Annotated in this window: 27 protein-coding genes and 1 riboswitch; of the genes, 6 read left to right on the forward strand and 21 right to left on the reverse strand. The window is 61.2% G+C overall.

Annotated features, from left to right (window positions below):
- Nucleotides 1-94: 94 nt before the first annotated feature.
- On the reverse strand, nucleotides 95-523 hold the full coding sequence (locus ACZ9H3_RS09715; protein WP_065760531.1) for a tetratricopeptide repeat protein: 429 nt from the start codon (nucleotides 521-523) through the stop codon (nucleotides 95-97).
- Between the two features lie 943 nt (nucleotides 524-1,466).
- Between ACZ9H3_RS09715 and ACZ9H3_RS09720 the strand changes: the two genes are divergently transcribed.
- The 3 genes from ACZ9H3_RS09720 (at nucleotide 1,467) to ACZ9H3_RS09730 (ending at nucleotide 3,861) form a co-directional block, all read left to right on the forward strand.
- The gene (locus tag ACZ9H3_RS09720) at nucleotides 1,467-1,691 is read left to right on the forward strand and encodes a hypothetical protein (RefSeq protein ID WP_099776760.1); all 225 of its coding nucleotides are present in this window, start codon (nucleotides 1,467-1,469) and stop codon (nucleotides 1,689-1,691) included.
- 268 nt (nucleotides 1,692-1,959) lie between these two features.
- Entirely contained in the window at nucleotides 1,960-2,442 is a 483-nt protein-coding gene (locus ACZ9H3_RS09725) for a hypothetical protein (protein WP_476220556.1), read from the forward strand.
- A gap of 144 nt (nucleotides 2,443-2,586) precedes the next feature.
- On the forward strand, nucleotides 2,587-3,861 hold the full coding sequence (locus ACZ9H3_RS09730; RefSeq protein ID WP_476220558.1) for an OmpP1/FadL family transporter: 1,275 nt from the start codon (nucleotides 2,587-2,589) through the stop codon (nucleotides 3,859-3,861).
- A gap of 131 nt (nucleotides 3,862-3,992) precedes the next feature.
- On the opposite strand, the gene ACZ9H3_RS09735 is transcribed toward ACZ9H3_RS09730, so the two are convergent.
- From ACZ9H3_RS09735 to ACZ9H3_RS09825, 19 genes are all read right to left on the reverse strand, one after another.
- Entirely contained in the window at nucleotides 3,993-4,544 is a 552-nt protein-coding gene (locus ACZ9H3_RS09735) for a glutathione peroxidase (protein ID WP_476222744.1), read from the reverse strand.
- A gap of 161 nt (nucleotides 4,545-4,705) precedes the next feature.
- Entirely contained in the window at nucleotides 4,706-5,914 is a 1,209-nt protein-coding gene (locus tag ACZ9H3_RS09740) for an MFS transporter (protein WP_099775551.1), read from the reverse strand.
- Between the two features lie 62 nt (nucleotides 5,915-5,976).
- The gene (locus ACZ9H3_RS09745) at nucleotides 5,977-6,381 is read right to left on the reverse strand and encodes a MarR family winged helix-turn-helix transcriptional regulator (protein ID WP_476220560.1); all 405 of its coding nucleotides are present in this window, start codon (nucleotides 6,379-6,381) and stop codon (nucleotides 5,977-5,979) included.
- 86 nt (nucleotides 6,382-6,467) lie between these two features.
- Nucleotides 6,468-7,196, reverse strand: coding sequence for an adenosylcobinamide-GDP ribazoletransferase (locus tag ACZ9H3_RS09750; protein WP_102053276.1), 729 nt, complete (start codon nucleotides 7,194-7,196; stop codon nucleotides 6,468-6,470).
- Entirely contained in the window at nucleotides 7,196-7,765 is a 570-nt protein-coding gene (cobC, locus tag ACZ9H3_RS09755) for an alpha-ribazole phosphatase (RefSeq protein WP_065760525.1), read from the reverse strand. The genes ACZ9H3_RS09750 and cobC overlap by 1 nt, the downstream gene beginning before the upstream one ends.
- Nucleotides 7,762-8,817, reverse strand: coding sequence for a nicotinate-nucleotide--dimethylbenzimidazole phosphoribosyltransferase (cobT, locus tag ACZ9H3_RS09760; protein WP_065760524.1), 1,056 nt, complete (start codon nucleotides 8,815-8,817; stop codon nucleotides 7,762-7,764). Before cobT ends, cobC begins: the two co-directional genes overlap by 4 nt.
- Nucleotides 8,814-9,335 carry a bifunctional adenosylcobinamide kinase/adenosylcobinamide-phosphate guanylyltransferase gene (gene cobU / locus ACZ9H3_RS09765; RefSeq protein ID WP_476220564.1) on the reverse strand — a complete coding sequence of 174 codons (522 nt, stop codon included), beginning with the start codon at nucleotides 9,333-9,335 and terminating at the stop codon, nucleotides 8,814-8,816. The genes cobT and cobU overlap by 4 nt, the downstream gene beginning before the upstream one ends.
- Nucleotide 9,336: 1 nt before the next feature.
- On the reverse strand, nucleotides 9,337-10,791 hold the full coding sequence (locus tag ACZ9H3_RS09770; RefSeq protein WP_065760522.1) for a cobyric acid synthase: 1,455 nt from the start codon (nucleotides 10,789-10,791) through the stop codon (nucleotides 9,337-9,339).
- Nucleotides 10,788-11,780 carry a threonine-phosphate decarboxylase CobD gene (gene cobD / locus ACZ9H3_RS09775; protein ID WP_476220566.1) on the reverse strand — a complete coding sequence of 331 codons (993 nt, stop codon included), beginning with the start codon at nucleotides 11,778-11,780 and terminating at the stop codon, nucleotides 10,788-10,790. Before cobD ends, ACZ9H3_RS09770 begins: the two co-directional genes overlap by 4 nt.
- Entirely contained in the window at nucleotides 11,773-12,681 is a 909-nt protein-coding gene (gene cbiB / locus ACZ9H3_RS09780; protein ID WP_065760520.1) for an adenosylcobinamide-phosphate synthase CbiB, read from the reverse strand. Before cbiB ends, cobD begins: the two co-directional genes overlap by 8 nt.
- Nucleotides 12,681-13,328 (reverse strand): 5,6-dimethylbenzimidazole synthase, encoded by a 648-nt coding sequence (gene bluB / locus ACZ9H3_RS09785; RefSeq protein ID WP_476220569.1) that lies wholly within the window; start codon nucleotides 13,326-13,328, stop codon nucleotides 12,681-12,683. The genes cbiB and bluB overlap by 1 nt, the downstream gene beginning before the upstream one ends.
- The gene (locus ACZ9H3_RS09790; protein ID WP_099775558.1) at nucleotides 13,325-14,620 is read right to left on the reverse strand and encodes a cobyrinate a,c-diamide synthase; all 1,296 of its coding nucleotides are present in this window, start codon (nucleotides 14,618-14,620) and stop codon (nucleotides 13,325-13,327) included. The genes bluB and ACZ9H3_RS09790 overlap by 4 nt, the downstream gene beginning before the upstream one ends.
- Complete coding sequence (cobO, locus tag ACZ9H3_RS09795; protein WP_099775559.1) at nucleotides 14,617-15,228, reverse strand: cob(I)yrinic acid a,c-diamide adenosyltransferase; 612 nt, start codon at nucleotides 15,226-15,228, stop codon at nucleotides 14,617-14,619. The genes ACZ9H3_RS09790 and cobO overlap by 4 nt, the downstream gene beginning before the upstream one ends.
- Nucleotides 15,229-15,407: 179 nt before the next feature.
- Nucleotides 15,408-15,628, reverse strand: a riboswitch (cobalamin riboswitch).
- Between the two features lie 84 nt (nucleotides 15,629-15,712).
- On the reverse strand, nucleotides 15,713-16,360 hold the full coding sequence (locus ACZ9H3_RS09800) for an O-methyltransferase (RefSeq protein ID WP_476220571.1): 648 nt from the start codon (nucleotides 16,358-16,360) through the stop codon (nucleotides 15,713-15,715).
- A gap of 18 nt (nucleotides 16,361-16,378) precedes the next feature.
- The gene (locus ACZ9H3_RS09805; RefSeq protein ID WP_099775561.1) at nucleotides 16,379-16,915 is read right to left on the reverse strand and encodes a C40 family peptidase; all 537 of its coding nucleotides are present in this window, start codon (nucleotides 16,913-16,915) and stop codon (nucleotides 16,379-16,381) included.
- Between the two features lie 132 nt (nucleotides 16,916-17,047).
- A complete protein-coding gene (locus ACZ9H3_RS09810) occupies nucleotides 17,048-17,683 on the reverse strand; it encodes a C40 family peptidase (RefSeq protein ID WP_065760514.1) in 636 nt (211 codons plus the stop codon).
- 114 nt (nucleotides 17,684-17,797) lie between these two features.
- Nucleotides 17,798-18,502: a DnaA regulatory inactivator Hda gene (gene hda, locus ACZ9H3_RS09815; RefSeq protein ID WP_065760513.1), complete on the reverse strand. Its 705-nt coding sequence runs from the start codon at nucleotides 18,500-18,502 to the stop codon at nucleotides 17,798-17,800.
- A gap of 156 nt (nucleotides 18,503-18,658) precedes the next feature.
- Complete coding sequence (locus ACZ9H3_RS09820) at nucleotides 18,659-19,732, reverse strand: AI-2E family transporter (protein ID WP_099775563.1); 1,074 nt, start codon at nucleotides 19,730-19,732, stop codon at nucleotides 18,659-18,661.
- Between the two features lie 12 nt (nucleotides 19,733-19,744).
- Nucleotides 19,745-20,797 carry a DUF2066 domain-containing protein gene (locus tag ACZ9H3_RS09825; RefSeq protein ID WP_065760511.1) on the reverse strand — a complete coding sequence of 351 codons (1,053 nt, stop codon included), beginning with the start codon at nucleotides 20,795-20,797 and terminating at the stop codon, nucleotides 19,745-19,747.
- A gap of 343 nt (nucleotides 20,798-21,140) precedes the next feature.
- Here ACZ9H3_RS09825 and purM point away from each other — a divergent pair, with 343 nt between their 5' ends.
- Genes purM through ACZ9H3_RS09840 form a run of 3 tightly spaced genes read left to right on the forward strand, consistent with a single transcriptional unit; the run spans nucleotide 21,141 to nucleotide 23,571 of the window.
- Entirely contained in the window at nucleotides 21,141-22,199 is a 1,059-nt protein-coding gene (gene purM / locus ACZ9H3_RS09830) for a phosphoribosylformylglycinamidine cyclo-ligase (protein WP_099775564.1), read from the forward strand.
- The gene (gene purN / locus ACZ9H3_RS09835) at nucleotides 22,199-22,852 is read left to right on the forward strand and encodes a phosphoribosylglycinamide formyltransferase (protein WP_099775565.1); all 654 of its coding nucleotides are present in this window, start codon (nucleotides 22,199-22,201) and stop codon (nucleotides 22,850-22,852) included. Before purM ends, purN begins: the two co-directional genes overlap by 1 nt.
- A gap of 8 nt (nucleotides 22,853-22,860) precedes the next feature.
- Nucleotides 22,861-23,571, forward strand: a complete 711-nt coding sequence (locus ACZ9H3_RS09840; protein WP_065761445.1) for a DUF3108 domain-containing protein — start codon at nucleotides 22,861-22,863, stop codon at nucleotides 23,569-23,571.
- A gap of 93 nt (nucleotides 23,572-23,664) precedes the next feature.
- On the opposite strand, the gene ACZ9H3_RS09845 is transcribed toward ACZ9H3_RS09840, so the two are convergent.
- Complete coding sequence (locus tag ACZ9H3_RS09845) at nucleotides 23,665-24,204, reverse strand: DUF2058 domain-containing protein (protein ID WP_065761444.1); 540 nt, start codon at nucleotides 24,202-24,204, stop codon at nucleotides 23,665-23,667.
- Nucleotides 24,205-24,228 lie beyond the last annotated feature (24 nt).

Raw genomic sequence — 24,228 nt, forward strand, 5'->3', positions numbered from 1 at the left:
ATACGCCCAGCAAAATACTGGTCAGATCCACCGCCATAGCCATCTCCCAAGGAAAAACTGCCCCAGCTTAACAGCCCCGGACAGCGCGCTGTATCTAGCGCTCGAGCAATTGCTTGAGCAGGCGTGCGGCCTCCTGCGAGCCCTGGCCTGCGGCCTGCTCCAGCCAGTGACGGGCCTGCTCAGGCGCGTTGAACTGAGGCTGGGCACAGAGTCGGCCATATTCCAACTGAGCACGGCGATCACCGGCACGGGCGGCCTGGCGCAAAAGTTCATGACCGATTCGTCGGTCGCGGGCATTACCACAATCGCGGCAGAGCATTTGCCCCAAGCGACTTTGAGCAACCACTACGCCCTGGCGAGCGGGCTGTTTGAGCAGACGACCCGCAATGTGCTTGATGTTGCGGTTATCACCCAGACGCGGGCTGTCGAGCAACCACAGGGCAACCTTCAGCGACAGGCGTCGTGGTTCGGGAAGCGGCATTTGAACAAGGCTGGACGCGGGGACTTTACTGCGAAACTTCATAAAAACGATGGAGGTAACTCGAGAGGCGCGCCACTCTACTCCTTTTATTCAGCAATGGCTCAACCGGACTCGACAGTTTTTTTCGTCCGTTCGGCACATTTTTTCTTGACGCTTTCACAGAGACATTTCACACAAACCACCACCACCCCGGATTGTCAGACAGCAAGCAAAAAGCTGGAACGCCCGTCCTAGAGCAAGCGCTCGGGACAATCCACAGAAGCTGTGGATAACTCGGTGGACAACCCCCCTTCACACCCCGCAAAGCCCCATAGAATGTGGGCTTCAGTCAAACTGTCGATTTTTTCACCAGCTAAAAAAAGTGTTTTTTTTCATTGACTTGTCCCTGAGAGCGAGTCATTGGCCGGCCACCGAACACCTGTTGCATCGCTGCGACAGTGCGTGCTCCATGTGTGTACAACCGCCCTAAAGAAAGGCGACCCCCTGCACGGATTTGGCACAACGCCTGGCACAGAGGCTTCACAGAAGGCCCAAAAGCAGAGATACTGGCCGGCTCGCCAGAAACAAACCAATAGCGCTTGCCAAACCAAAGCCGGCACGGTAGTCTTGCCACCGTTAGTACCAAGCTGAAATTCAATTCTGGCCAAAGCGGTCCTTGCAGGCGATGCTCATCTCAAACGATAGCGCGCTGCTGAAACCAGGACCGGCCACCTGATGGTTCGCACACAAGTCTCTTTGTTCGCATGAACCAACCTGCAGATTGAGCAGTATTTCTCTCACCCAGCGTCCAAGAACCTTGACTCTGGCGTGTTGCCTGCCCTCTGAGTACCTACCAGTCAGCCCAAGCGCCACATGATAATGCGCTCCAAACTGGCTGCCCTGTTCCAGTCAGGTTCTTCGCACCGGCCTAAAGCCAGGCGTTACTGGAACGTTTAAAGCGTACACGGCTCCATTGCCGTGTCTTTTGCAGGAACTTCCAATAATGATGAAACATAGCACCCATACTCAGGCTGCGATTCGCACCCTAAGCCAGGCATTTGCCCCCCTGAACTGCTTGATCCTTGCTTCACGCAAGGGCAGCTTCAGCTTCACCCTGGTCAATGAACACGGTATCGCTCAACACACCGAGCGACTGTACCCGGACCAGTACACCGGCGCCAAACCGCTGCAAGCGGTCATCGACCGCGCACGCCAGTCGCTGGTTGCGTAACCCGACGTTACGCAACACCCCCAAGCCCCGCCCTTGCAGCGGGGCTTTTTTTTGCCCGCTGCGCATACACCAACGATCACCCGCTAAGCACCCAAGTGCATATGCGCTATAACCACGCACCAGAAACGATTTAAAAACAGCCCTTTACACCACGAATATGACACTACACTTCAACTCAAGCGGTACAGACCGCTTCCGGCGGGCCTGACCGATTCTCCAGCTGCCAAGCACCAGCGCCCCGCCGGCCACTTTCAAGTGCGAGGGCATTATGGGTATCGCCGCGAGCGAGTTAAGCCAGCACGTGATCCGCCCCACGCTGCTCTATCTGAATCGCCATTGCGCCAGCGCAGAGGCACTGTTACTGGGCATAGCGGCCAGCCAATCCAGGCTTGGCGACGCCCTTCACGATCGTCGCGGCCACGGCCTGTATCGAATTTCCGAGCCGCGCCACCAATCGCTCTGGGACCGCTTCCTCGCCCGCGACCCCGAACTGGCCAGCCTGATCCGCGGCCTTGCCAGCCAGCATGCATTCCTCGCCGGACCTCACCTGGAACTGACAGTCAACTTACGCTATGCCACCGCTATCGCCTGGATGTTGATCGAAGAACAACGCCCACAATTGCCAGACGCCAATGACCTGCTGGGCCTGGCACGTATCTGGCGCCAGATCTTCCAGCCCCAGGGCCGCCTGCGCGACTTCACCCAGGCATGGCACCTGTGCATCGACCCGGTACACCTTCAAGCCTGCTGAGAACCCCTTGCCATCGAAACGCAAAAAAAAGGAATTTTGGTCAGATTGTCCTACAAAAGCGCGCTATCTCCCGGGATATGCCCTATAGCGCGACGGACAAAATGTTGGTAGTTTGCGAGCCGGTGATCCCAAGGAGTTCTAATAATGAAAAAAGCAATACTCAAAACGTCGCTAGGTCTCGCTGTCACGCTCGCGTCCACTCAACTGTTCGCCAGCGGCTTTGCTCTTAACGAACAAAGCATCAGCAGCATGGGAACCGGCTTTGCGGGTCGCTCTTCTTCTGCCGATGATGCCAGCACCGTATTCGGTAACCCTGCAGGCATGTCACGCCTCAAGCGCGAACAAGTGACCGTTGGCGGCGCCGCTGTCATCGCCAGGTCCGATATCGACGGCACGGGTACCTTTGGCGGCACTAGCAACGGCAACATGGTCCCGGTAGTTGGCGTGCCCATGGGCTATTACGTCAAACCTATCGACGAACACTGGGCATTCGGCCTGGGCATGTACGTACCTTTCGGCCTGCTCACCGACTATGAAAACAGCTTTTCCGGCCGCTACTTCGGCAGCAAGAGTGAGGTACGAGTCGTCACCCTGCAGCCAACCATTAGCTATGCGTTCAACGACAAGGTTTCCATCGGTTTTGGCCCGACCATCAACCGCATTGATGGCACCCTGGAGTCTGCTACGCTGAATCCCGCAAGCCCCGGCACAAACGACGGAAAGGTAAAAATCTCTGGCGACGACACCGCCATAGGCTACAACATCGGCATCCTGGTACAGGCCACCGACAGCACACGCGTCGGCCTGACCTACCACTCGATGGTCGACTACAAGCTCAAAGGCGACACCGAGATTAACGGTACTGGTTTCGGCCCATTCAGCGGCAGCAAGTACGACGCCTCGCTGAAAATCAAGACGCCAGAATCGGTAGACTTCTCGCTCACCCACGAACTGGACGACCATTGGACCCTCTACGCGGGCAGCACCTGGACCCGCTGGAGCCGCCTGGAAGCCATCACTGCCAACAATGAAGGCGTTCCGGCCCCACTAGCGCCAAGCTTGGGGCAGATCAGCGAAGAACAGAACTGGCATGACACTTGGGCATATGCCGTCGGTGCCGCCTACAAAGTGAACAAGGAATGGACCCTGCGCGCAGGTTTCACCGTTGACCAGTCGCCAACCAATAACGTCAACCGCTCGCCACGCATTCCGACCGGCGACCGCAAGGTGTTCAGCCTTGGCGCAGGCTGGAGCCCAAGCGACGACATGACCATCGACGTCGCCTACTCCTATCTAATGGAAGAAGACACCACCGTCAATCAGTCCAGTTTGGACCCTGCGCACTTCAAAGGCACCTACAACGCCAAGTACGAGAACAGCGCACACGGTGTGGGTGCATCGCTCACCTACCGCTTCTGATCTCATGCACGCGGCAGGTTACCGCCGCCCGTGCAATACAAACGCCCCGACGAACTCGGGGCGTTTGTGTTTCTAGGCCTGCCCTGCCGGCACCCGGTAGTCTTCCATCGGCTCGGTCTGCCCATAGCCCCTCAGGGCTGTGAAGCGATGGCCTTGTCGATGGCCGCCTTGAATTGCGGGTCATCCGGCTTGGTCAGGCTGGAGAAACTGGCGACGACCTTACCCTGACGGTCCACAACATATTTATAGAAGTTCCACTTCGGCGCACTGCTCTGGCGTGCCAGCTCCCGGAACAGGTGCGTAGCATCGTCGCCACGTACGGCCTGCGGTTCGGTCATGGTGAACGTGACGCCGTAGTTGGCATAACAGACCTTGGCCGTCTCGACACTGCTGGCAGCTTCCTGCTTGAAGTCATTGGACGGCACCCCGAGCATTTCCAGGCCTTGCTCGTGATAGGCCTGGTAAATCGCCTCAAGGCCTTCAAACTGTGGCGCAAAGCCGCAGTAGCTGGCGGTATTGACCACCACCAGCGGCTTGCCGGCAAACTGTTCACACAGGTTGATCTGCTCCTTGGCGCGCAACTTGGGCAGCTCACCTTGCAACAGTTCAGGGCATTGGCCGGCAACAGCCGCTGCCCCGGAAACAAGCGTTAACAACGGAATCCACAACCAGCGTGTACGCATCATGCCTCTCCTGTGAATGCAGTCCGAGGGTTCAGAATACGCCTAGCAAGCGCCCATGCCCAATTGCATCAAAGCCAACCCGCCCTGATGCCAGCCCCACCAGGCGAGGCCAAGCACCAACAGGCCGCCTGCCAGCACAAGCCAGCGCAACGCCTGGGGGCTCACGCCGCCCCCACTTGCGCTTGCAGCCGCGCAACCGGACGTTCGCGCACAGGCCAGTTGAGCGCCGCAGCCAATAGGCTGAGCAGGATCGAGATCTGCCAGACCAGGTCATAGTTACCCGTACGGTCATACACCACACCGCCCAGCCAGCCCCCCAGAAACGCACCCAACTGGTGGAACAGGAAGACAATCCCACCCAGCATCGACAGGTTACGCACACCGAACAAGGTGGCGACGGTGCCATTGGTCAAGGGCACCGTGGACAGCCAGAGCAAGCCCATGGCGATACCAAACAAATAGGCACTGACGGCCGATACGGGCACCCAGATGAACAGCACAATCACGACGGCACGCAACAGGTAGAGTGCCGTCAGCAGGCGCGGCTTGGACATCCGGCCACCAAGCCAGCCGGCCGTGTAGGTACCGAAAATATTGAACAGGCCAACCAGCGCCAGCACCGTAGTGCCGATGGTGGCAGGCAGGTGCTGGTCAACCAGGTACGCCGGCAAGTGCACCCCGATAAACACCACCTGAAAACCGCAGACAAAAAAGCCCAGCGCCAACAGCCAGAACCCTGAGTGCGAACAGGCCTCGCGCAAGGCTTCGCTCAAGGTCTGCTCATCTGCGTGGCTCGGCAATGGACGGTCGCGCAGCATGCCCACCAGCGGCACGATCAATGCAACCAGCAGCCCCAGTACCAGCAATGCCGCTGACCAACCGAGCCAGCCAATCAGGCTCAGCGTTCCTGGCAGCATCGCAAACTGGCCAAACGAGCCAGCAGCACTGGCAATACCCATGGCCACACTGCGCTTCTCTGCGGGTACCGCACGGCCCACGACCCCAAGGATCACTGAGAACGAGGTGCCTGACAGGCCAATGCCAATCAACAGACCAGCGCTGAGTGATAACGACAGGGGCGAATCGGCCATCCCCATCATGAGCAGGCCGACGGCATACAGAACCCCGCCGATAATCACTACCCGAGCGGCGCCTAGACGGTCAGCCAGGGCGCCGGCAAAGGGCTGCGCCAGGCCCCAGATGAGGTTTTGCAGGGCGATGGCAAAGGCAAAAACCTCGCGCCCCCAACCGAACTCGGCGCTCATTGGCGCCAGAAACAGACCAAAACCGTGCCGCACACCAAGCGATAACGCCAAAATCAGGGCTGCGCCCAAAAGTATCCAGCCGCTCGTTCGCCATACCGTGGTCATTATTATTGTCTCCCGACTGCCGCAAGGTTACGCGGGTATATACCCGCGTTTAGGGTCATGTTTCACGCCAACTGCTTCAGCAAGCGCACCAGTTCGTCGCGTTGCGCTTCGCCCAACGCCGCCAGCATCTTCAACTGCGCCTGCTCCCAGGCAGGCTCAGCAGCCAACAGCCGCGCCTTGCCCTGCTCGGTGAGCAGTACCAGGCGATTACGCAAGTCATCACCCTCAGCCAGCGCCACCAGGCCATCGGCCTCCAGCACCCGCAGGTTGCGCCCCAAGGTGCTGCGGTCCAGGCCCATGGCTTCGGCCAGGCTGGAGATGCTCGGACGGTCGAGGCGCTGCAAGTGCCGCAACAAGGAAAATTGGGCAACATTGATGCCGAAGCCTTCAAGGGCTTCGTCATAACGGCGGCTCACCCCTCGGGCAGCGCGACGCAAGTGGGTACAGAGGCATTGGCTGGTCAACATGGTACGTGTATATACCCGCATCGGCTTCAACACAAGCATTAACGCAGAACATCGCGCGATCACAGGCCAACGGCAGGCGGCAATCGCTACAACGCCAAGCCGACCAGTACCGCCAACTCAAGCAGCTCCAGCAAGGCGCCAGCCGTGTCACCCGTGGTGCCGCCCAATCGGCGCACCATCAGGCTGCGCAGCCAAAAGAACACAACACATGCCAGCAACAGTGCCTGCACGCCTTGCCAGCCAGCGAGTAGCACACAGGCCACGCCACTGAGCACCAAGACGATGTGACCGCTGCGCCGCGGCAGGTGCTCGGCCAAAGCCTGACCCAGCCCGCCAGCGCGTACATAAGGCGTACAGAGGAACAACCCAAGCATGGCCGCACGCCCGATCAGAGGCGCCAGCAGCAACGCCATGCTCTGCCCGGCCTGAACCAGCGCCAGCAACGCCGTGAACTTCAACAACAACACCAGAACCAGGGTAACCACGGCAATTGGCCCGCTGCGCGGGTCTTTCATGATCGTCAGGGTTCGTTCACGATCACCAAAGCCACCCAGCCAGGCGTCAGCACTGTCAGCCAACCCGTCCAGGTGCAACGCGCCACTGAGCAACACCCAGAGCGTCAGCAGCAGCGCAGCATGCAGCAGCAACGGGCTTGCGGCCAGCAGGCTGTCAAAGGCCCACAGCAGCACGCCGAACAATAGCCCCACCACGGGGTAGAACAGCAACGAACGCCCCATCTGCTCGGCAGCCGGCATGCCCGGCAGACGCACAGGCAGGCTGCTGAGGAACTGCAAGGCAATCCAGAAGGGCAACATCAGCGGGCCTCTTGCCATTGTCCGTCGGCATCCAGCACCAGTCGCACCAACGCTCCGTGCCCGACCTCGACCTGCAACAACTGCTCACGTGGCAACCCTCTGGCACGCGCCAGCAACAGCCGCATCACCCCACCGTGGGTGACCAGCAACAGGTGCTCGCCCACATATCGCTGCTGCAAGCGCGCCAAGGCACGCAGCACTCGGGCCTCAAACCCTGCAACCGGCTCGCCACCGGGCGGGGTAAACGCATAGGGATCAGCCCAGAACTGACCCAGTTCCTGCGCATGGGTTTCCATCAACGCCGCCGCGCTGCGTCCTTCCCACTCACCAAAGTGCAGCTCCTGCAACTCTGGCTCCAACTCACATGGCACGCCCAGTTGCCCGGACAGGGCCTCGGCAAAGCGTGCACAACGCTGCAGTGGTGAACTGATCAGCCGTTGCCACGGTGCGCGGCTGGCGGTCGCCGCGCGCATCTGCGCCCATCCCTGATCTGTCAGGGCGTCATCAAGGCTGCCACGCAAGCCGCCCCCCTGTTCGGTTTCGCCATGACGCAGCAGGTCAATGATCATGCCGGACGATCCGCAACGGCGGCCTCGGCAAAGGTCGCCATCTGCCCATGCAGCTCACAGGCAAGACGCAGCAGCGGCACCGCCAACGCAGCACCACTGCCCTCTCCCAACCGCAAACCGAGCTCCAGCACCGGTTCGGCATCCAGCTGCGCCAATACCAGGCGATGACCTGGCTCGGCACCACGGTGCCCGAACAGCAGCCAGCAGTGGGCCTGCGGGTTCAGACGAACCGCCAGCAATGCGGCGACTGTGCAGATGAATCCATCGACCAGCACGGCGATACCTTCCTGAGCGCAGGCCAGGTAAGCACCCACCAACGCGGCGATCTCAAAACCGCCGAAGCAAAGCAGAACCTGCAGAGGGTCATCACCGGAAACGGCATGCTGTTTCAGGGCCCGCTCAATCACTTCGGCCTTGTGCCGCACACCTGCCGCATCCAGACCAGTTCCTGGGCCGCTGAGGTCGCTGGCCGCACACCCGAGCAACGCACATGCCAGGGCACTCGCGGCGGTGGTGTTGCCAATGCCCATTTCACCGCCAATAAACAACTGCGCGCCGTTCGCAGCAGCCCGCAAAACGCTTTCACGCCCAGCCTGCAAGGCCTGCAACCCCTGCTCAAGCGTCATCGCCGGCGCCTTGGCGAAGTTGGCAGTCCCCGCGCCGATACGCACATGTCGCACGCCCGGCAAGTCGTCTTGCAGGGTGGCTGTACCGAGGTCGACCACCTCCAGACGCGCGTCCAGCTGGCGCGCCAGAACGCTGATCGCCGCACCACCGCTGACGAAGTTCTGCAACATTTGGGCAGTGACGGCCTGCGGATACGCAGAGATGCCTTCCGCGACAACGCCATGATCCCCCGCGAAGATCGTGATCCAGACCTGTGCCAAGTCAGGCTTGAGCCGCCCTTGCAGGCTGGCCAACTGCACCGCAAATCCCTCCAGACGGCCCAGCGAGCCCGCCGGTTTAGTCAATTGTTGCTGTCGCTCCAGTGCTTGCTGGTGGATCGCTTCATCCGGTGCCTGGCAGGGGTTCTGCCACCAGTTCTGACTCATAGTGCAGGTCCTTTCAAAACGAGGGGCAAGCCGGCAACAGTCAGCACCACACGCTGACAGCGCTCGGCAATGGCTTGATGCAGCCAGCCGGCTTCATCGACATAACGGCGGGTCAGTTCGCCCATGGGCACAACCCCCAGGCCAGTCTCATTGCTCACCAGAATGATCTCGCCCGGCAGGTTGGGCAGACAGTCAAGCAACGCGTTGCGCTCATCGTTCAAGCGCTGCGTGTCTTCAAGCATGAGCAGGTTGGTCAGCCAGAGGGTCAGGCAGTCCACCAACAGACAACGCCCGGGTGCGGCGTTTTCGATCAAGGTTCGGGCCAGTGCCAGAGGCTCTTCAATCAGCCCCCATTCAGCAGGCCGACGCTCGCGGTGCAGTTGCACCCGAGCATTCATTTCGCCATCCAGCGGCTCGCTGGTGGCAATGTAGGTCACCGGCAAGGCGCTGTGCTGCGCCTGCTGTTCAGCCAGGCGGCTCTTGCCAGAGCGGGCACCACCGAGGATCAGATTGAGCATGTCAGTCAAGCCCACACAATTGTCGTAACCGAGAGGTATCCAGATGCCTGTCGACCAGGTCGGCCAGGCGCTCGATGTCCAATTCACGCAGGGCGTGATAGTCGACCTGTTCAACGTCGTCCAAGCCTGCCCAGCGCAACAGTGCGCTGCAGGAAGCGGGCGACTCGAACAAGCCGTGCAGGTAGGTACAGAGGATCTGCCCGTCGGCACTGATCGCACCGTCATGGCGACCATCGCTCAAGTACACGGCGGGCTGCTCCAGTGCCGGGCCACGGCTGACCCCGGCATGGATTTCGTAGCCGCTGATCGCCGCGGCTTCCAGCGACAACTGACCGGCGACATTGCGCAACTGCTTCTCAGCTTCCAGTTCGGTGACAAAGTCCAGCAAGCCCAGGCCCGGGCTGGAACCGGCGGTACCTTCCAGGCCCAGCGGGTCGTCCACCCGCTGACCGAGCATCTGCAAGCCGCCACAGATGCCCAATACTTTCCCGCCGTAGCGCAAATGACGCGCGATAGCCGCTTCCCAGCCACGCTCACGCAATTGCGCCAGGTCGCCGCGCACGCTCTTGGAGCCCGGCAGGATAATCAGGTCGGCAGGCGGAATCGCCTGGCCGGGGCCGATGAACTGCAGGTCAACCTGCGGGTGCAGGCGCAACGGGTCGAAATCGGTGTGGTTACTGATACGCGGCAACACCGGGACAATCACCTTGAGTACCTGCGCGACCTTGTCGCCCTGACGCTGATCGAGACCGTCCTCGGCCTCCAGGTGCAGGTCCATCACATAGGGCAACACACCCAACACCGGCTTGCCGGTGCGCGCTTCCAGCCAATCGAGGCCAGGCTGAAGCAGGGCGATGTCACCACGAAAACGGTTGATCACAAAGCCTTTGACTCGCGCCTGCTCCGTTGGCGACAGCAGTTCCAGGGTGCCGACCAGGTGCGCAAATACCCCACCCCGGTTGATGTCGGCGATCAGGATCACCGGGCAATCCACCGCCTCGGCAAAGCCCATATTGGCAATATCGCCGGCACGCAGGTTGATTTCCGCCGGCGAGCCCGCCCCCTCGACCATCACCACGGGATACGTCTCGCTGAGCCGCCGATGCGATGCCAACACCGCCTGCATGGCGATGGCCTTGTAGTCGTGATACGCCACGGCGTTCATGTTGGTGACAGCACGCCCATGGACGATGACCTGGGCACCGGTATCACTGTTCGGTTTGAGCAGCACCGGGTTCATGTCGGTGTGCGGCGCCAGGCCTGCAGCCTGGGCCTGTACAGCCTGGGCTCGACCAATCTCGCCACCGTCGGCGGTTACCGCGCTGTTGAGCGCCATGTTCTGCGGCTTGAACGGTACGACGCCAACCCCCTGGCGTACCAGCCAGCGGCATAACGCGGTCACCAGGGTGCTCTTGCCAGCATCCGAGGTGGTGCCTTGCACCATCAGGGTCGTCATGGCTGCTCCTTGCAGTAGTCATTCAACGCGAGGCTCAAGCGCTGCCAATCGTCTTCCGTATCGGGCAAACCAAACCGCAAGCTGGCCGGTTGCTCGAACAAGCGCAGCAAAATACCGCGTCGTGCCATGAACTCATGGATGTGGGCCGCCCGCTCAGTCACCAGGTACTGGAACAGGTCACAGCCACCACTGGGCGGCAGGCCGGCAGCCTCCAGCAAAAGGGCCAGGCGCCGGCTCGCATCGGCACAACGCTTGATCTGCAATTGATGAGCGGCCCGGTCCTGCAGGCAGGCCTGCCCCAGCACACGGGTTGGCCCACTGACCGCCCACGGCCCGAGCTGCTCAGCCAGCAGTTGCAGCATTTGCCGCTCGGCCACGACAAACCCCAAACGCACCCCGGCAAGCCCGAAGAACTTGCCGAACGAACGCAACACAATCAGGCCGGGGCGATCCGCGTAAGCCGCAATGCTCTGCGCGGGGGTGTTGTCCATAAACGCCTCGTCAACCAGCAACCAGCCACCATGCTGGGCCAGGCGCGCATGCCAGTTCAGCAGCTGCTCTGGCGACACGACGCGCCCGGTCGGGTTGTTGGGGTTGACCACCACCAGTACATCAAGGCTGTCGAGGTAGTGTTCGATCTGCGTCTCGTCCAGCTCACGCACCCGGTGCCCGGCACGCCGCCAGCCCTCGGCATGTTCGGCGTAACACGGCGACAGCACGCCGACCTTGCCAGTACGCCGCAGGCGCGGCAGCGCCTGAATAGCCGCCTGGGAACCCGCGACCGGCAGCAGGCGCTTGACGCCATAGTATTCGGCGGCAGCCTGCTCCAAGCCATCGTCGGTCTCCGGCAGCCGTGCCCAGGCCCGCAACGGAATCGGCGGGACACTGAATGGCCAGGGCGCGATGCCACTGGACAGGTCAAGCCAGCACTCCTGAGCAATACCGTACTGCTGGATCGCCCGCTGCAGGCGCCCTCCGTGTTCAAGCATAGAATTCTGCTCCCAGGCACAACACCAGCAACCACAACCAGACACCACGGCACACCAGTTGCCAGCCACGCTCGATAGCGTCGGCATCGGCTGCAGGGCCCTCGCCCAACTGAGCTCGCTCATGCAGTTCGCCATGGTAGACCGCCGCGCCACCCAACTCGACACCCAGCGCGCCGGCCCCGGATGCCATCACCGGCCCGGCGTTCGGGCTGTCCCATTGCGGCGCCTGGCGACGCCAGCAGCGCAAGGCCAGGCGAGTCTTGCCCAGCACGGCATAGGTCAGGGCCACCAACCGCGCAGGAATATAATTGAGTACATCGTCAATGCGCGCCGCCGCCCAACCGAAGCGCTCAAAACGCTCGTTGCGATAGCCCCACATGGCATCCAGGGTGTTGCTCAGCCGATAGAGCACCACTCCCGGCGCACCGGCGACGACAAACCAGAACAAGGCGGCAAACACGGCATCGCTGCCATTTTCCAACACCGACTCGGTAGCCGCCCGGGCGACGGCCGTCTCGTCCAGCTCACGGGTCTCGCGACTGACCAGAAAACCGACCCGACGCCGTGCCTCGTCAAGGTTGCCTTGGCGCAAGGCATCGGCCACTGGCATGACATGCTCGCCGAGACTGCGCAGCCCCAAGGCACAATAGAGGGCGAGGATCTCCACCCCCCATCCGATGTAGGGCAACCAGGACAACAGCGTAGCCGCCAGGGTCAGTGGTACCACAGCAAGAAACCAGGCCGTGACACCATGGCTGCGCCAGCCACGCCCACCCGCATTGAAACGCTGTTCCAGGCGCGAGGCGAAGCGCCCGAAAGCGACCAGCGGATGGCGACGCTTTGGCTCACCCAGCAGCGCATCCAGCGCCACACCGGCCACGCTCAGCAAAGCCACACTCATCAACGCTCTCCCCAATGGTTTTCATACAGCATGTCATCGAGCGGACGCGCCTTGGTCCAGCCTTCCAGTTCAAGCATTGGCGCAGGATAAAATGCCGCCACCGGCCCCAGGCAGAGCACGGCCAATGGCTTGGCCCCTTCGGGCATCCCCAGCAAATCCGCCAGTGCCTGTGGCTCGAACAACGATACCCAGCCCATCCCCTGCCCTTCGGCCCGCGCCGCCAACCAGAGGTTCTGGATAGCGCAGGAGAGTGACGCCAGGTCCATTTCCGGCAGCGTACGGCGACCGAAAATATGCCCCTCGCGCTTATCCATCAATGCCGCCACCAACACCTCGGCACAGTCGCTGATGCCTTCGACCTTGAGTTTCATGAAGTCGTCGGCACGCTCGCCAAGCGCTTCGGCCGTGCGCACCCGCTCCTGCTCCACGACCACCTGGATACGCTGACGCAAGCTGCGGTCAGTAATACGGATAAAGCGCCAGGGTTGCATCAAGCCAACGCTGGGGGCCTGGTGCGCAGCCTGAAGCAGGCGCGCCAGAAGCTCAGGTGCCACCTTGCCGCCGATGAAGTGACGCATGTCACGGCGCTCGGCAATCACGCGGTACACCGCTGCCCGTTCGTCCGCGCTGAAATCGTGTTCGCTCATGGTGCCAGTAGCGCCGCCGACGCGTGGGGGTTGGAAGGAAAATAGAAATGCACATAGGAGGCGGTCAGCCGCCCACAGCGATAGACCGCTTCGGCTCCACGCCCACCATTGGGGCTCTGCCCGCGAGCAATCGGGGTCAACTCGGTCTGGGTCAACGAATGGTGGTAGGTGTGCCCGCGCAAGGTGCCTTCCGGCAATGCCACCGCTTGCAACGCCAGCGCCGCCAAGCGCTTTTGCATCACGGCCTCACCGGGCAACAGGCCGAGCAACTCGGCACGCTCACCCGCCACATCAGTGAGGGCATCCAGCAGGTAGAGCATGCCACCGCACTCGGCCAACAGCGGCTTGCCCAATTGATGATGGGTACGAATGGCCGTCAGCATGGGTCTGTTGGCCGCCAGGGCCTGATGGTGCAGTTCAGGGTAACCGCCCGGCAAATAGAGGCTGTCGGCCTCCGGTAACTGTTCGTCATGCAGCGGCGAGAAAAAGCTCAGTTGCGCGCCCATGTCGCGGAGCACATCGAGGTTGGCGCCATAGGTAAAGGCAAACGCCTCATCACGGGCCACTGCGATGCGGACACCGGCCAACAAAGGCTCAACCGTGTGCGGTTGGGGGGCTGAAAATGCTACGCTCGGTGGCAACGCCGATTCGCAACTTCCCCCCAGCGCCGCGGCGGCCGCATCAAGGCGAAGGTCGAGGTCGTTCAGTTCACTGGCCTGAACCAGCCCCAGGTGACGGCTTGGCAACTCGATGGCGGTTTCCCGTGACAGGCCGCCATACCAGCGCAGCCCCTCGGTGAGGCTACCCTCCAGCAGTTGTGCGTGGCGCAATGAACCGACGCGGTTGGCCAGTACGCCAGCAAATGGCAGGTCTGGCTGATAGCGTGCCAGGCCCAACGCCAGCGCACCGAAGGTTTGCGCCATGGCTGTACCGTCGATCACCGCCAGCACCGGCACACCAAAGTGCCGAGCCAGATCGGCACTGGATGGCGTACCGTCAAACAGGCCCATGACGCCCTCGATGAGAATCACGTCGGCTTCAGCCGCTGCTTCCCACAGCAAGCGTCGGCTCTGCTCGGCGCCAATCATCCACAGGTCCAACTGGTAGACCGGGGCGCCGCTCGCACGCTCAAGGATCATCGGATCGAGAAAGTCCGGGCCACATTTGAACACCCGCACCTTGCGACCCTGGTTGCGGTGCAGCCGCGCCAGCGCCGCAGTGACCGTGGTCTTGCCCTGACCGGACGCCGGCGCCGCAATCAATACCGCCGGGCAATGCCGGGTTTCACTCATAGTTCGACGCCTTTCTGGGCACGAATACCGGCCTGAAACGCATGCTTGATCATGCCCATCTCAGTGACGGTATCGGCCAGTTCGATCAGCTCCGGCTTGGCACCGCGACCGGTAACGATCACATGCTGCATCGGTGGCCGGGCCTGCAGGTCGGTGAGCACCTGTTCCAGGTCGAGGTAGCCATGTTTGAGTGCGATGTTCAGTTCATCGAGCACCACCAGGCTGATGGTCGGATCCTGTAGCAACTCGCGCGTCACCACCCAGGCGGCTTCAGCCGCGGCAATGTCACGCTGCCGGTCCTGGGTTTCCCAGGTAAACCCCTCGCCCATCACGTGATAACGCACCTGCTCGGGGAAACGCCGGAAGAACAGTTCTTCTCCGGTGCTGTTGCGGCCCTTGATGAACTGCACCACGCCGCACTGCATGCCGTGGCCCATGGCGCGGGCAAGCATGCCGAACGCCGAACTGCTCTTGCCCTTGCCATTGCCGCTCAATACCAGCAGCAAGCCGCACTCGTTCGGGGAATTGGCAATACGCTCGTCGATCACCGCTTTTTTACGCAGCATGCGCGCCAAGTGGCGTTCGTCACGCTCGGTGGATTCAGTCATCGCTAGTCTCCGCAGGCAACTGTCGGCCGGGCACCACAGGCCATCGTCAGCAACGACGACCGGCACGGGCTGGGGTTTGGAAAGGCCACTGGGCGGCGCGACAGATGAATGGACAAAGCACACGAAAAACGCGCAGGGCTGCGGCCAGAGGCCGGCGTACCGCGCATCACCCTCCGTGATGCCGTTGGCTGTAACAGGCCGGTCTCCGGGCTTGTGAGCGGGGTCATGCACACCCTGGCGACGCGCCTTCCCGGGTCGTAGACCCCGTGGCCCTGCGTAACCTTGACTCACCTACCGTTGCGGGGGCAGCGCCGGAATCGCGCTGCAAGCGCCCACCGGCTTCCCTGTTTCACCCTGCCAACCGCCACGGCTGCAGAGCACCTGAAACAAGTCGCGAAGGTTAGAGGGTTGGGCCGGGAGCGTCAATTAAAGCTGTCAGAACACCTGCTGACGCCGTGCCATGCGCGAGGCACGACAGACACGTTCAGCGCTTGCGGCATAAGGTCAGCCCATCCCCCAGCGGCAGCAACGACAAATCCACCCGCAGGTCGTCCTTCAATGCCGCGTTCAGCGCCTGGATTGCACGGGTGTCTTCACTGTCCGGTACGACCTGAAGCACGCGCCCACTCCACAGGGTGTTGTCGAACACCAGCAGGCCACCCGGACGCAGCACGCGCAAGGCTTCCTCCAGGTAACGCGGGTAATTGGCCTTATCGGCATCAATGAAGATCAAGTCGAAGGCTTCTGCATCGAGCGTTGCCAGGGTTTGCAGCGCCGGCCCCAGGCGCAACTCGATACGCTCGGCAACACCGGCCTCTTGCCAGTAGCGCTGTGCCGTGGCGTTGTAATGGCCTGGCAGATCGCAACACAGCAGATGCCCCCCATCCATGGCTTGCGCCATGCACAGGGCGCTGTAGCCAGTGAAGGTACCCACCTCGATGACTCGACGGGCACCGATCAACCGTATCAGCAAGGCGAGCAACTGCCCCTGTTCTGGCGCAACCTGCCAGCGCGCCTCTGGCAACGCCTGGGTTTCAGCACGCAGACGCGCCAACAGCGGCGTCTCACGCAGTGAAACACCTTGCAGGTAGAGATAGAGGGCATCGTCGAGGTAGAGCGTCTGACCGGTCATCGCCCACCTCGATTCAGATCAGGGGTTGCGTGCCAGGTTCGGCTGCGGCGGTTGCAGCACACGCTTGGCGTTCAGGTAAGCCTTTTGCCAATAGCTGTTCGCGAGGTAGTCCAGCCGCACCGTACCACCGGTACGAGGCGCATGGACAAAACGCCCTTCGCCCACATAGATACCGGCATGGCTGACCTCGGAGCCACCATTGGTGGCAAAAAACACCAGATCGCCAGACTGCAGCGCATTACGTTCGATGTTCGGCGCACGAATGCCGATCATCTCGCGGGTAGAACGCGGCAGGGAAATACCTGCGGCATCACGATAAACATAGCCGATCAGGCCGCTGCAATCGAATCCGGAGTCTGGCGTGTTGCCACCCCAACGATACGGCGTACCCACCAGGCCCAAGGCGCGGAACAGTACATCTTCGGCAACCGGGGAGAAATAGACTTGCGGTGCCATGACCGCAGGCTCGACCACTCGCGGGGCCGGAGCCTGGGTTGAGCAGGCGCCCAGCAGGGCTGCCAGGGCAAGTACCGCGAAACGCGCCATCATCGACATAGTCAGAACATCCTGTCTGAAGCCGGCTGGCACTTGGCCAGAAAATAGTGGTAGTGAAGATTAGACGCTTTCTAAAAACAAGCACGGCGACGCACCCTAGGGCTACGTCGCCGTGTCAAACCTGATCGAGGCTCAGTTACGCGAAATGGTGGTCGGACCCGCCATTGCCAGCGCGCGCTTGGCTTCGATGAAGGTTTTGCTCCAGTAGCGATCGCCAAGGCTGTCGATTCGCACACCACCGCTGCGACGGCTGCTGGAGTGAATGAACTGATCGTCACCCAGGTAGATACCGGCGTGGCTGACACGACCGCGACCATTGGTGCTGAAGAACAGCAAATCGCCTGGCTTGAGGTTGTTACGCGCAACCTGTGGCGCCTTGACGTTGATCATCTCGCGGGTAGAGCGAGGCAGCTTCATGCCAGCTTCTTCACGGAACAGATAACCGATGAAACCGCTGCAATCGAAGCCCGAGGCCTCGGAAGTACCGCCGAAACGGTAACGTGTACCGATCAGGGACATACCGCGCTCAAGAATGTTATCGGCCAGCGCAGGCAGCTGGTAAGGCTTGCTGCTGCCGAACTCGCTCAGCTCTTCTTCAGTAGCCAGTTCTTCATCAAACACCGAAGAGGTGCCAGAGGATTTGACCGAACCGTGATGAGCAGCGATGGATTGCTGCTCCTGCTGCTGCGATACAGGGCTATGCGCCGCGCAGCCAAAAAGCAGGGTTACAAGTGCGAGGGGCACGAGGGGTGCGAAGCGATTTAGCATGGGCACGACCGTGTCTAGAGTTCAATGAGGGGGAAACTATGCCCTCTATCGAGTCGATTTGCAAATTCAATCGAAAAAAATGTGACTTTTATGTGCCGAGGCTCTAGATCGCCGCTACCAGCCCAGGGTCTCCTTTAGAAAGGGGATCGTAAGCTTGCGCTGCGCTTGCAGCGACGCCTGATCGAGGCGTTCGAGCAGATCGAACAGCGCACTCATGCTGCGGGTGCCACGAGTAAGAATGAAGTGCCCAACCTCATCGGTCAGGTGCAGGCCACGGCGCGAAGCACGCAGTTGCAGGGCGCGCAGCTTGTCTTCATCGGACAATGCACGCATCTGGAAGATCAGCGCCATGGTCAGGCGCGACTTGAGGTCAGCCAGCTTGATCGGCAGCTCGCGAGGCGAACTGGACGCGGCAATCAACAACCGTCGACCGCTGTCACGCAGGCGGTTGAACAGGTGAAACATCGCCTCTTCCCACTCTGGCTTGCCGGCAATGGCCTGCAAGTCGTCGAGGCAGACCAGTTCGTACTGTTCGAGGTTATCCAGCAGTTCTATGCCACGGTCGAGCAACTGCGCCAGCGGCAGATAGACCGCCGGCTCGCCCATCTGCTCAAAACGCAGGCAGGCCGCTTGCAACAGGTGAGTGCGACCCACGCCCTGCTTGCCCCACAGATAGATAAGGCTTTCGGTCCAGCCGGCGTCGGCTTCGCAGAGTCGCTCGACGTAGCCCAATGCTGCGGCGTTGGCACCCGGATAGTAGTTGATGAAGGTGGCGTCATCACGTAGACGCACACCCAGGGGCAACTGGATCGGTTTCATGCTGGCTGGGCGGCTTGGGAAGCCGCAAAGGGCCTTTCTTGAAAAGTCTGCAAAGTTTATACCCGTGAGGTCACTCGCACAATCGCAGAAGACCATAAGCAAAATCAAAGGCTTGCATTAGATGCCTGGCGCGAGTGCAAGCCTTCTGATATCAGCCTAAAGATCAGGATCGATCTGGCCCGCATAAATATCGGATTCTTTATAAAGGTCATGGACATGCCGCACCAAAACCATGATCACCGCCGCAACAGGCAAGGCCAGCAACACACCGGTAAAGCCGAACAACTCACCGCCGGCAAGTATGGCGAAAATCACCGCCACCGGGTGCAGGCCAATGCGATCGCCGACCAGCATGGGCGTCAACACCATCCCTTCGAGCATCTGGCCAATCATGAACACGGCGACAATGCCGAGCAGCGGATACAACTCGCCGCCAAACTGGAACAGCCCGGCGACTATTGCCGCGCCAATGCCGATGATAAACCCCATGTACGGCACGATGGCGGCCAGCCCGGCCAGCACACCGATCAACAAGCCGAGCTCAAGCCCGACCAGCATCAACCCGGCCGCATAGATCACGCCCAGCGCCAGCATTACCAGCAACTGGCCACGAACGAACGCCCCCAGCACTTCGTGACACTCGCCAGCCAGCACGACCACTTGGGCCTCACGCTGACGCGGCAACAGGCTGCGCAACCGGGCCATCATCAGGTCCCAATCGCGCAGCAGGTAGAAACCCACCACTGGAATCAAGACCAGGTTGGCCAACCAGCCGAGCAACGCCAGGCCCGATGCCGTCGCCTGAGACAACACCACACCGACGATGTCGCTGGTTTGCCCCATATGCGCACTGATCGCGGCCTTGACCTTGTCGAAACGCCAGAAACCGTCCGCCAGCCCCAGGCGCGCCTGCACCCAGGGCAATGCTACGTGTTGCAACCAATCCAGCATCTGCGGTGTCAGCTCATAGAGCCGCACCAGTTGCTTGGCCAGCATGGGAATCAACACCAGCAACAGGGCCAGCAACACCAGTCCGAACAGGCTGAAGACCACTACCACACCCCAGGTGCGTGACAGCCCTGCACGTTCCAGCCGATCAACCAGCGGGTCGGCCAGGTACGCCAGCATGATCCCGACCAGGAATGGCGAGAGAATCGCGTGCAACCAATACACCAGGGCTGCACAGAGCAACGCCATGCCCAACCACACCCAGCGGCGCGTACCCGTCATCAGTAACTCCCTTTACCAGCGAAAACGCAGGCCATTGAACGGCTGAACAGACGCAGCGCTTGTACCGGCAACCGCCGGATCAGCGCTGACCGGCGCAGTCGCGATCGGCGTGCTTGCAGGCACCTCCTGCAACCTGGCCAGGCCAAGCTGGGCACGCAGTTGCTCACTGCTACCGGTGACCGAGTAGGTCAGTACGTCCTTCTCGGCACTGACCAAGCGTGCACCAAATGGCTCCAGCACACGGCCCAACTCGGCATAACGCTCCAGATTCGCACCTTGCACCTGTAGCTGCATTTCACTGCTGGCTCCCGGGCGCGCAACGAATCGCGACGCCAAACGACTGCTCACTGCCAGCATTACCGCATCGGCCAGGGCTGCTGGGTCCGCACCCTCAACCTTGCCCTGCTCACGCTGGTCGCCCTGCCAGAGGCGCCAGGTACCCTGCCATTTGCCGTCGGCCTCGGTGGCATGCACTGCCAACAACGCATCGGCACCATAACGCTCGGAGGCATCGCGCAACGGCGCCGGGTCGGTACCTTCCAGGTTTTTCGCGGTAGCGACCAACTGCTCGCCCAGATCCCCCAGCGGCAAGCGCAGAGGCAGACCACGGTGCTGGGCCGCACGACGCAACGCCACGGCACTGCTTTGCCCGTCGCCGACCAGGTTCGAACCTTCAGCGCTATCGTTCAACCACCAACCGAGAATCGCCGGACGATTATTCCCCCATAGGGCCAAGCCCGCCTGGCGCAGCGCCCGATCAGTTGTGCCCGGGTCGAAGTCCACCAACAGGGTTTCGGGCGGGCCGGCTTCATAGCCAAACTGACTGATGATCTGTTGCGGGTCTTTGCGAAGGGCCACGACGGCGGGGTTCTGCAGGGCTTTACTGTCACCGGTCAGGCGCAACACCAGGGTATTGAGCGCCTGTTCGGTAGCCTGGGTGCGTGCCTCGGCGCCTTGGCCGCTGACCGGTTGACGCACCTGGTACAAACCGGAGAGGGTTTCGGCCTGAGCGGTCAGGCCAAACAGCGCGACACAGCCGAGGACCAGATATGAGCACAAACGCATGTGGGACTCCCGTCCATTCATAAATAGAGGCACCGCTTGACCGCGCCCGGGGTTGAGACCACAGGCCCCGGTAAAACATTCAATCGTCACGGCATTTTCATCAGTACACCATGGCTATACCTTATACAGCCCATGGCGCGGCAACCAGTCGCAGGTGGTTAATCATCATTTTTCTATCGATTGAGGCTCTACCCGTCGGCCTGAGGATGGCCGCTACCCGGTAACCCTGATAAAATCGCGCGCCTTCGCAGACCGGCGACGGTCAGGCAGCAGGAAAACCTCCGCTTTGCCTGGCAGGTCACGGTCGATTCCCCCGAATCCCTCCCCCCTAAAGGCCTGGATCATGAGCAAGCAACCCTCCCTGAGCTACAAGGACGCCGGTGTAGACATCGACGCCGGTGAAGCATTGGTCGAACGCATCAAAGGCGTGGCCAAGCGCACGGCGCGCCCGGAAGTCATGGGCGGCCTGGGCGGTTTTGGCGCCCTCTGCGAAATCCCGGCCGGCTACAAACAGCCGGTTCTGGTCTCGGGTACCGACGGTGTCGGCACCAAGCTGCGTCTGGCGCTGAACCTGAACAAGCACGACAGCATCGGCATCGACCTGGTCGCCATGTGCGTGAACGACCTGGTGGTCTGTGGCGCCGAGCCACTGTTCTTCCTTGACTACTATGCCACTGGCAAGCTCAACGTCGACACCGCAGCCCAGGTGGTTACCGGTATTGGCGCGGGTTGCGAACTGGCTGGCTGCTCGCTGGTCGGTGGTGAAACCGCCGAAATGCCGGGCATGTACGAAGGCGAAGACTACGACCTGGCAGGCTTCTGCGTCGGCGTGGTCGAGAAAGCCGACATCATCGACGGCTCCCGTGTTGCCAACGGCGACGCGCTGATCGCCCTGCCATCGTCCGGCCCGCACTCCAACGGCTACTCGCTGATCCGCAAGATCATCGAAGTCGCTGGAGCGGACATCGAGAACATCCAGCTCGACGGCAAACCGCTGACCGACCTGCTGATGGCCCCGACCCGCATCTACGTCAAGCCACTGCTCAAGCTGATCAAGGAGACTGGCGCGGTCAAGGCCATGGCGCACATCACCGGCGGCGGCCTGCTCGACAACATCCCGCGTGTACTGCCAAAAGGCGCACAGGCGGTTGTCGATGTCGCCAGCTGGGAGCGTCCAGCCGTGTTCAACTGGCTGCAAGAGCAAGGCAACGTCAACGAGACCGAAATGCACCGCGTACTGAACTGCGGCGTCGGCATGGTCATCTGCGTGGCTCAGGACGATGTCCAGCGCGCGCTGGACGTGCTGCGTGAAGCCGGCGAGCAGCCATGGGTGATCGGCCAGATCGCCGCCGCTGCCGAGGGCGCTGCCCAGGTCGAGCTGAAAAACCTCAAGGCGCACTAATGCCGAGCACGCTCTGTGATGTAGTGGTACTGCTGTCGGGTTCCGGCAGCAACCTGCAAGCGCTGATCGACAGCACCCGCACCGAGGGCAACCCGGTGCGGATCCGCGCGGTGATTTCCAACCGCGCCGATGCCTACGGCCTGCAACGCGCCCGCGATGCAGGCATCGACACCGCCGTACTCGACCACAAGGCCTTCGATGGCCGCGAGGCGTTCGATGCGGCGTTGATCGAGCTGATCGACGGCTACTCACCGCAACTGGTCGTACTGGCCGGGTTCATGCGCATTCTCAGTGCCGGATTCGTCCGCCACTATCAGGGCCGGCTGTTGAACATCCACCCCTCCCTACTGCCCAAGTACAAGGGCCTGCACACCCATCAACGCGCGCTGGAAGCCGGCGATCGCGAACATGGCTGCAGTGTCCACTTCGTCACCGAGGAACTCGACGGCGGACCACTGGTCGTACAAGCAGTAATACCGGTAGAGTTGGACGACACGCCAGAAAGCCTGGCACAAAGGGTTCACCGCCAGGAACATCAGATTTACCCGCTGGCTGTTCGCTGGTTCGCTGAAGGTCGTTTACGCTTGGGCGAAACCGGTGCGTTAATGGATGGCCAGCCTCTGGCGGCCAGCGGCCACTTGATTCGACCCTAGGAGATTTTATGCGTCGCGCCCTGCTTTTCGCCCTCGCCGTGCTTGCGTTACCGCTTCAGGCAGCCGAGCTGAAGCCCTACTCGGCCAGCTACACCGCCGACTGGAAACAGCTGCCCATGAGCGGCACCGCCGAGCGCAGCCTGGTCAAGAATGCCAACGGTACCTGGAGCCTCAACTTCAAGGCCGCGATGATGATCGCCAGCCTGACCGAGCAAAGCACCTTGCGCATGGACAAGGACACCCTGCTGCCACAAACCTACCACTTCGAACGTGGCGGCTTGGGCAAGGCGAAAAAAGTTGATCTGGACTTCGACTGGTCAAGCAACATGATCACCGGCACCGACCGTGGAGATGCCGTAAAGCTGCCACTCAACCGTGGCGTGCTGGACAAGTCCTCGTATCAGCTTGCACTGCAACATGACGTTGCGGCTGGCAAGAAAAGCATCAGCTACCAAGTGGTCGATGGCGACGAGATCGACACCTACGACTTCCGCGTCCTGGGCACCGAGAAAGTCTCGACCAAGGCCGGCCAGGTTGACGCCATCAAGGTCGAGCGCGTACGCGACCCAAGCCAGAGCAAGCGCATCACTGAACTGTGGTTCGCCAAGGACTGGGACTACCTGCTGGTACAACTGCGCCAGGTTGAAACCGACGGCAAGGAATACGTGATCATACTGCAGGACGGTACGGTCGACGGAAAACCTGTCAAAGGCAACTGAAGCCCGACAGCACACCTGAAAACCCCGCGCTGTGCGGGGTTTTTAGTATCAGCGCCAATAACGACAAACCCCGCCGAAGCGGGGTTTGTCGCTTTACCACATCAGATCATCAGGGATCTGATAGGCCGCGTACGGATCATCGGCATCCGGCTCCTCAACCTGAGTGTTGAGCAGGACGATACGCTTGGGATCGCGCTCCTGGATCTTCAGCGCAGCTTCACGTGGAATCACTTCGTAACCTCCACCGTGATGAACGATAGCCAACGAGCCACTGCTCAGCTTGCTCCGCATCAGGGCGTTGACCGACAGGCGCTTGACCTTCTTGTCGTCCACGAAGTTGTAGTAATCCTCAGTGTTCAGCTTGGGCAAGCGCGACACTTCAATCAGTTGCTTGACCTGAGCAGCACGGGCCTTCTGCTCGGCCTTCTCCTGCTGCTGACGGTTCAGTTCCTGGTCGCGCTTGGCCTTCTCGGCCATGGCTTCCTTGGCCAGCCGCTGCTGGGTGTCATCAACTTCTACCTGGCCTTTATGCTCCAGGCGTTTTTGCTTCTTCTGCTCTTTGGTGACCTGCTTGACCTGCTTCTGGTTGACCAGACCGGCCTTGAGCAATTGGTCACGAAGGGAAAGACTCATGGATGCTTACTCACTTATGCAACA

The organism is Pseudomonas sp. TE3910 (assembly GCF_056279025.1).

What these genes read in the sequence shown, in the direction of transcription:
- ACZ9H3_RS09715 (WP_065760531.1), bottom strand. Translation starts at nt 523, where the DNA reads ATGAAGTTTCGCAGTAAAGTCCCCGCGTCCAGCCTTGTTCAAATGCCG.
- ACZ9H3_RS09720 (WP_099776760.1), top strand. Translation starts at nt 1,467, where the DNA reads ATGAAACATAGCACCCATACTCAGGCTGCGATTCGCACCCTAAGCCAG.
- ACZ9H3_RS09725 (WP_476220556.1), top strand. Translation starts at nt 1,960, where the DNA reads ATGGGTATCGCCGCGAGCGAGTTAAGCCAGCACGTGATCCGCCCCACG.
- ACZ9H3_RS09730 (WP_476220558.1), top strand. Translation starts at nt 2,587, where the DNA reads ATGAAAAAAGCAATACTCAAAACGTCGCTAGGTCTCGCTGTCACGCTC.
- ACZ9H3_RS09735 (WP_476222744.1), bottom strand. Translation starts at nt 4,544, where the DNA reads ATGCGTACACGCTGGTTGTGGATTCCGTTGTTAACGCTTGTTTCCGGG.
- ACZ9H3_RS09740 (WP_099775551.1), bottom strand. Translation starts at nt 5,914, where the DNA reads ATGACCACGGTATGGCGAACGAGCGGCTGGATACTTTTGGGCGCAGCC.
- ACZ9H3_RS09745 (WP_476220560.1), bottom strand. Translation starts at nt 6,381, where the DNA reads ATGTTGACCAGCCAATGCCTCTGTACCCACTTGCGTCGCGCTGCCCGA.
- ACZ9H3_RS09750 (WP_102053276.1), bottom strand. Translation starts at nt 7,196, where the DNA reads ATGTTGCCCTTCTGGATTGCCTTGCAGTTCCTCAGCAGCCTGCCTGTG.
- cobC (WP_065760525.1), bottom strand. Translation starts at nt 7,765, where the DNA reads ATGATCATTGACCTGCTGCGTCATGGCGAAACCGAACAGGGGGGCGGC.
- cobT (WP_065760524.1), bottom strand. Translation starts at nt 8,817, where the DNA reads ATGAGTCAGAACTGGTGGCAGAACCCCTGCCAGGCACCGGATGAAGCG.
- cobU (WP_476220564.1), bottom strand. Translation starts at nt 9,335, where the DNA reads ATGCTCAATCTGATCCTCGGTGGTGCCCGCTCTGGCAAGAGCCGCCTG.
- ACZ9H3_RS09770 (WP_065760522.1), bottom strand. Translation starts at nt 10,791, where the DNA reads ATGACGACCCTGATGGTGCAAGGCACCACCTCGGATGCTGGCAAGAGC.
- cobD (WP_476220566.1), bottom strand. Translation starts at nt 11,780, where the DNA reads ATGCTTGAACACGGAGGGCGCCTGCAGCGGGCGATCCAGCAGTACGGT.
- cbiB (WP_065760520.1), bottom strand. Translation starts at nt 12,681, where the DNA reads ATGAGTGTGGCTTTGCTGAGCGTGGCCGGTGTGGCGCTGGATGCGCTG.
- bluB (WP_476220569.1), bottom strand. Translation starts at nt 13,328, where the DNA reads ATGAGCGAACACGATTTCAGCGCGGACGAACGGGCAGCGGTGTACCGC.
- ACZ9H3_RS09790 (WP_099775558.1), bottom strand. Translation starts at nt 14,620, where the DNA reads ATGAGTGAAACCCGGCATTGCCCGGCGGTATTGATTGCGGCGCCGGCG.
- cobO (WP_099775559.1), bottom strand. Translation starts at nt 15,228, where the DNA reads ATGACTGAATCCACCGAGCGTGACGAACGCCACTTGGCGCGCATGCTG.
- ACZ9H3_RS09800 (WP_476220571.1), bottom strand. Translation starts at nt 16,360, where the DNA reads ATGACCGGTCAGACGCTCTACCTCGACGATGCCCTCTATCTCTACCTG.
- ACZ9H3_RS09805 (WP_099775561.1), bottom strand. Translation starts at nt 16,915, where the DNA reads ATGTCGATGATGGCGCGTTTCGCGGTACTTGCCCTGGCAGCCCTGCTG.
- ACZ9H3_RS09810 (WP_065760514.1), bottom strand. Translation starts at nt 17,683, where the DNA reads ATGCTAAATCGCTTCGCACCCCTCGTGCCCCTCGCACTTGTAACCCTG.
- hda (WP_065760513.1), bottom strand. Translation starts at nt 18,502, where the DNA reads ATGAAACCGATCCAGTTGCCCCTGGGTGTGCGTCTACGTGATGACGCC.
- ACZ9H3_RS09820 (WP_099775563.1), bottom strand. Translation starts at nt 19,732, where the DNA reads ATGACGGGTACGCGCCGCTGGGTGTGGTTGGGCATGGCGTTGCTCTGT.
- ACZ9H3_RS09825 (WP_065760511.1), bottom strand. Translation starts at nt 20,797, where the DNA reads ATGCGTTTGTGCTCATATCTGGTCCTCGGCTGTGTCGCGCTGTTTGGC.
- purM (WP_099775564.1), top strand. Translation starts at nt 21,141, where the DNA reads ATGAGCAAGCAACCCTCCCTGAGCTACAAGGACGCCGGTGTAGACATC.
- purN (WP_099775565.1), top strand. Translation starts at nt 22,199, where the DNA reads ATGCCGAGCACGCTCTGTGATGTAGTGGTACTGCTGTCGGGTTCCGGC.
- ACZ9H3_RS09840 (WP_065761445.1), top strand. Translation starts at nt 22,861, where the DNA reads ATGCGTCGCGCCCTGCTTTTCGCCCTCGCCGTGCTTGCGTTACCGCTT.
- ACZ9H3_RS09845 (WP_065761444.1), bottom strand. Translation starts at nt 24,204, where the DNA reads ATGAGTCTTTCCCTTCGTGACCAATTGCTCAAGGCCGGTCTGGTCAAC.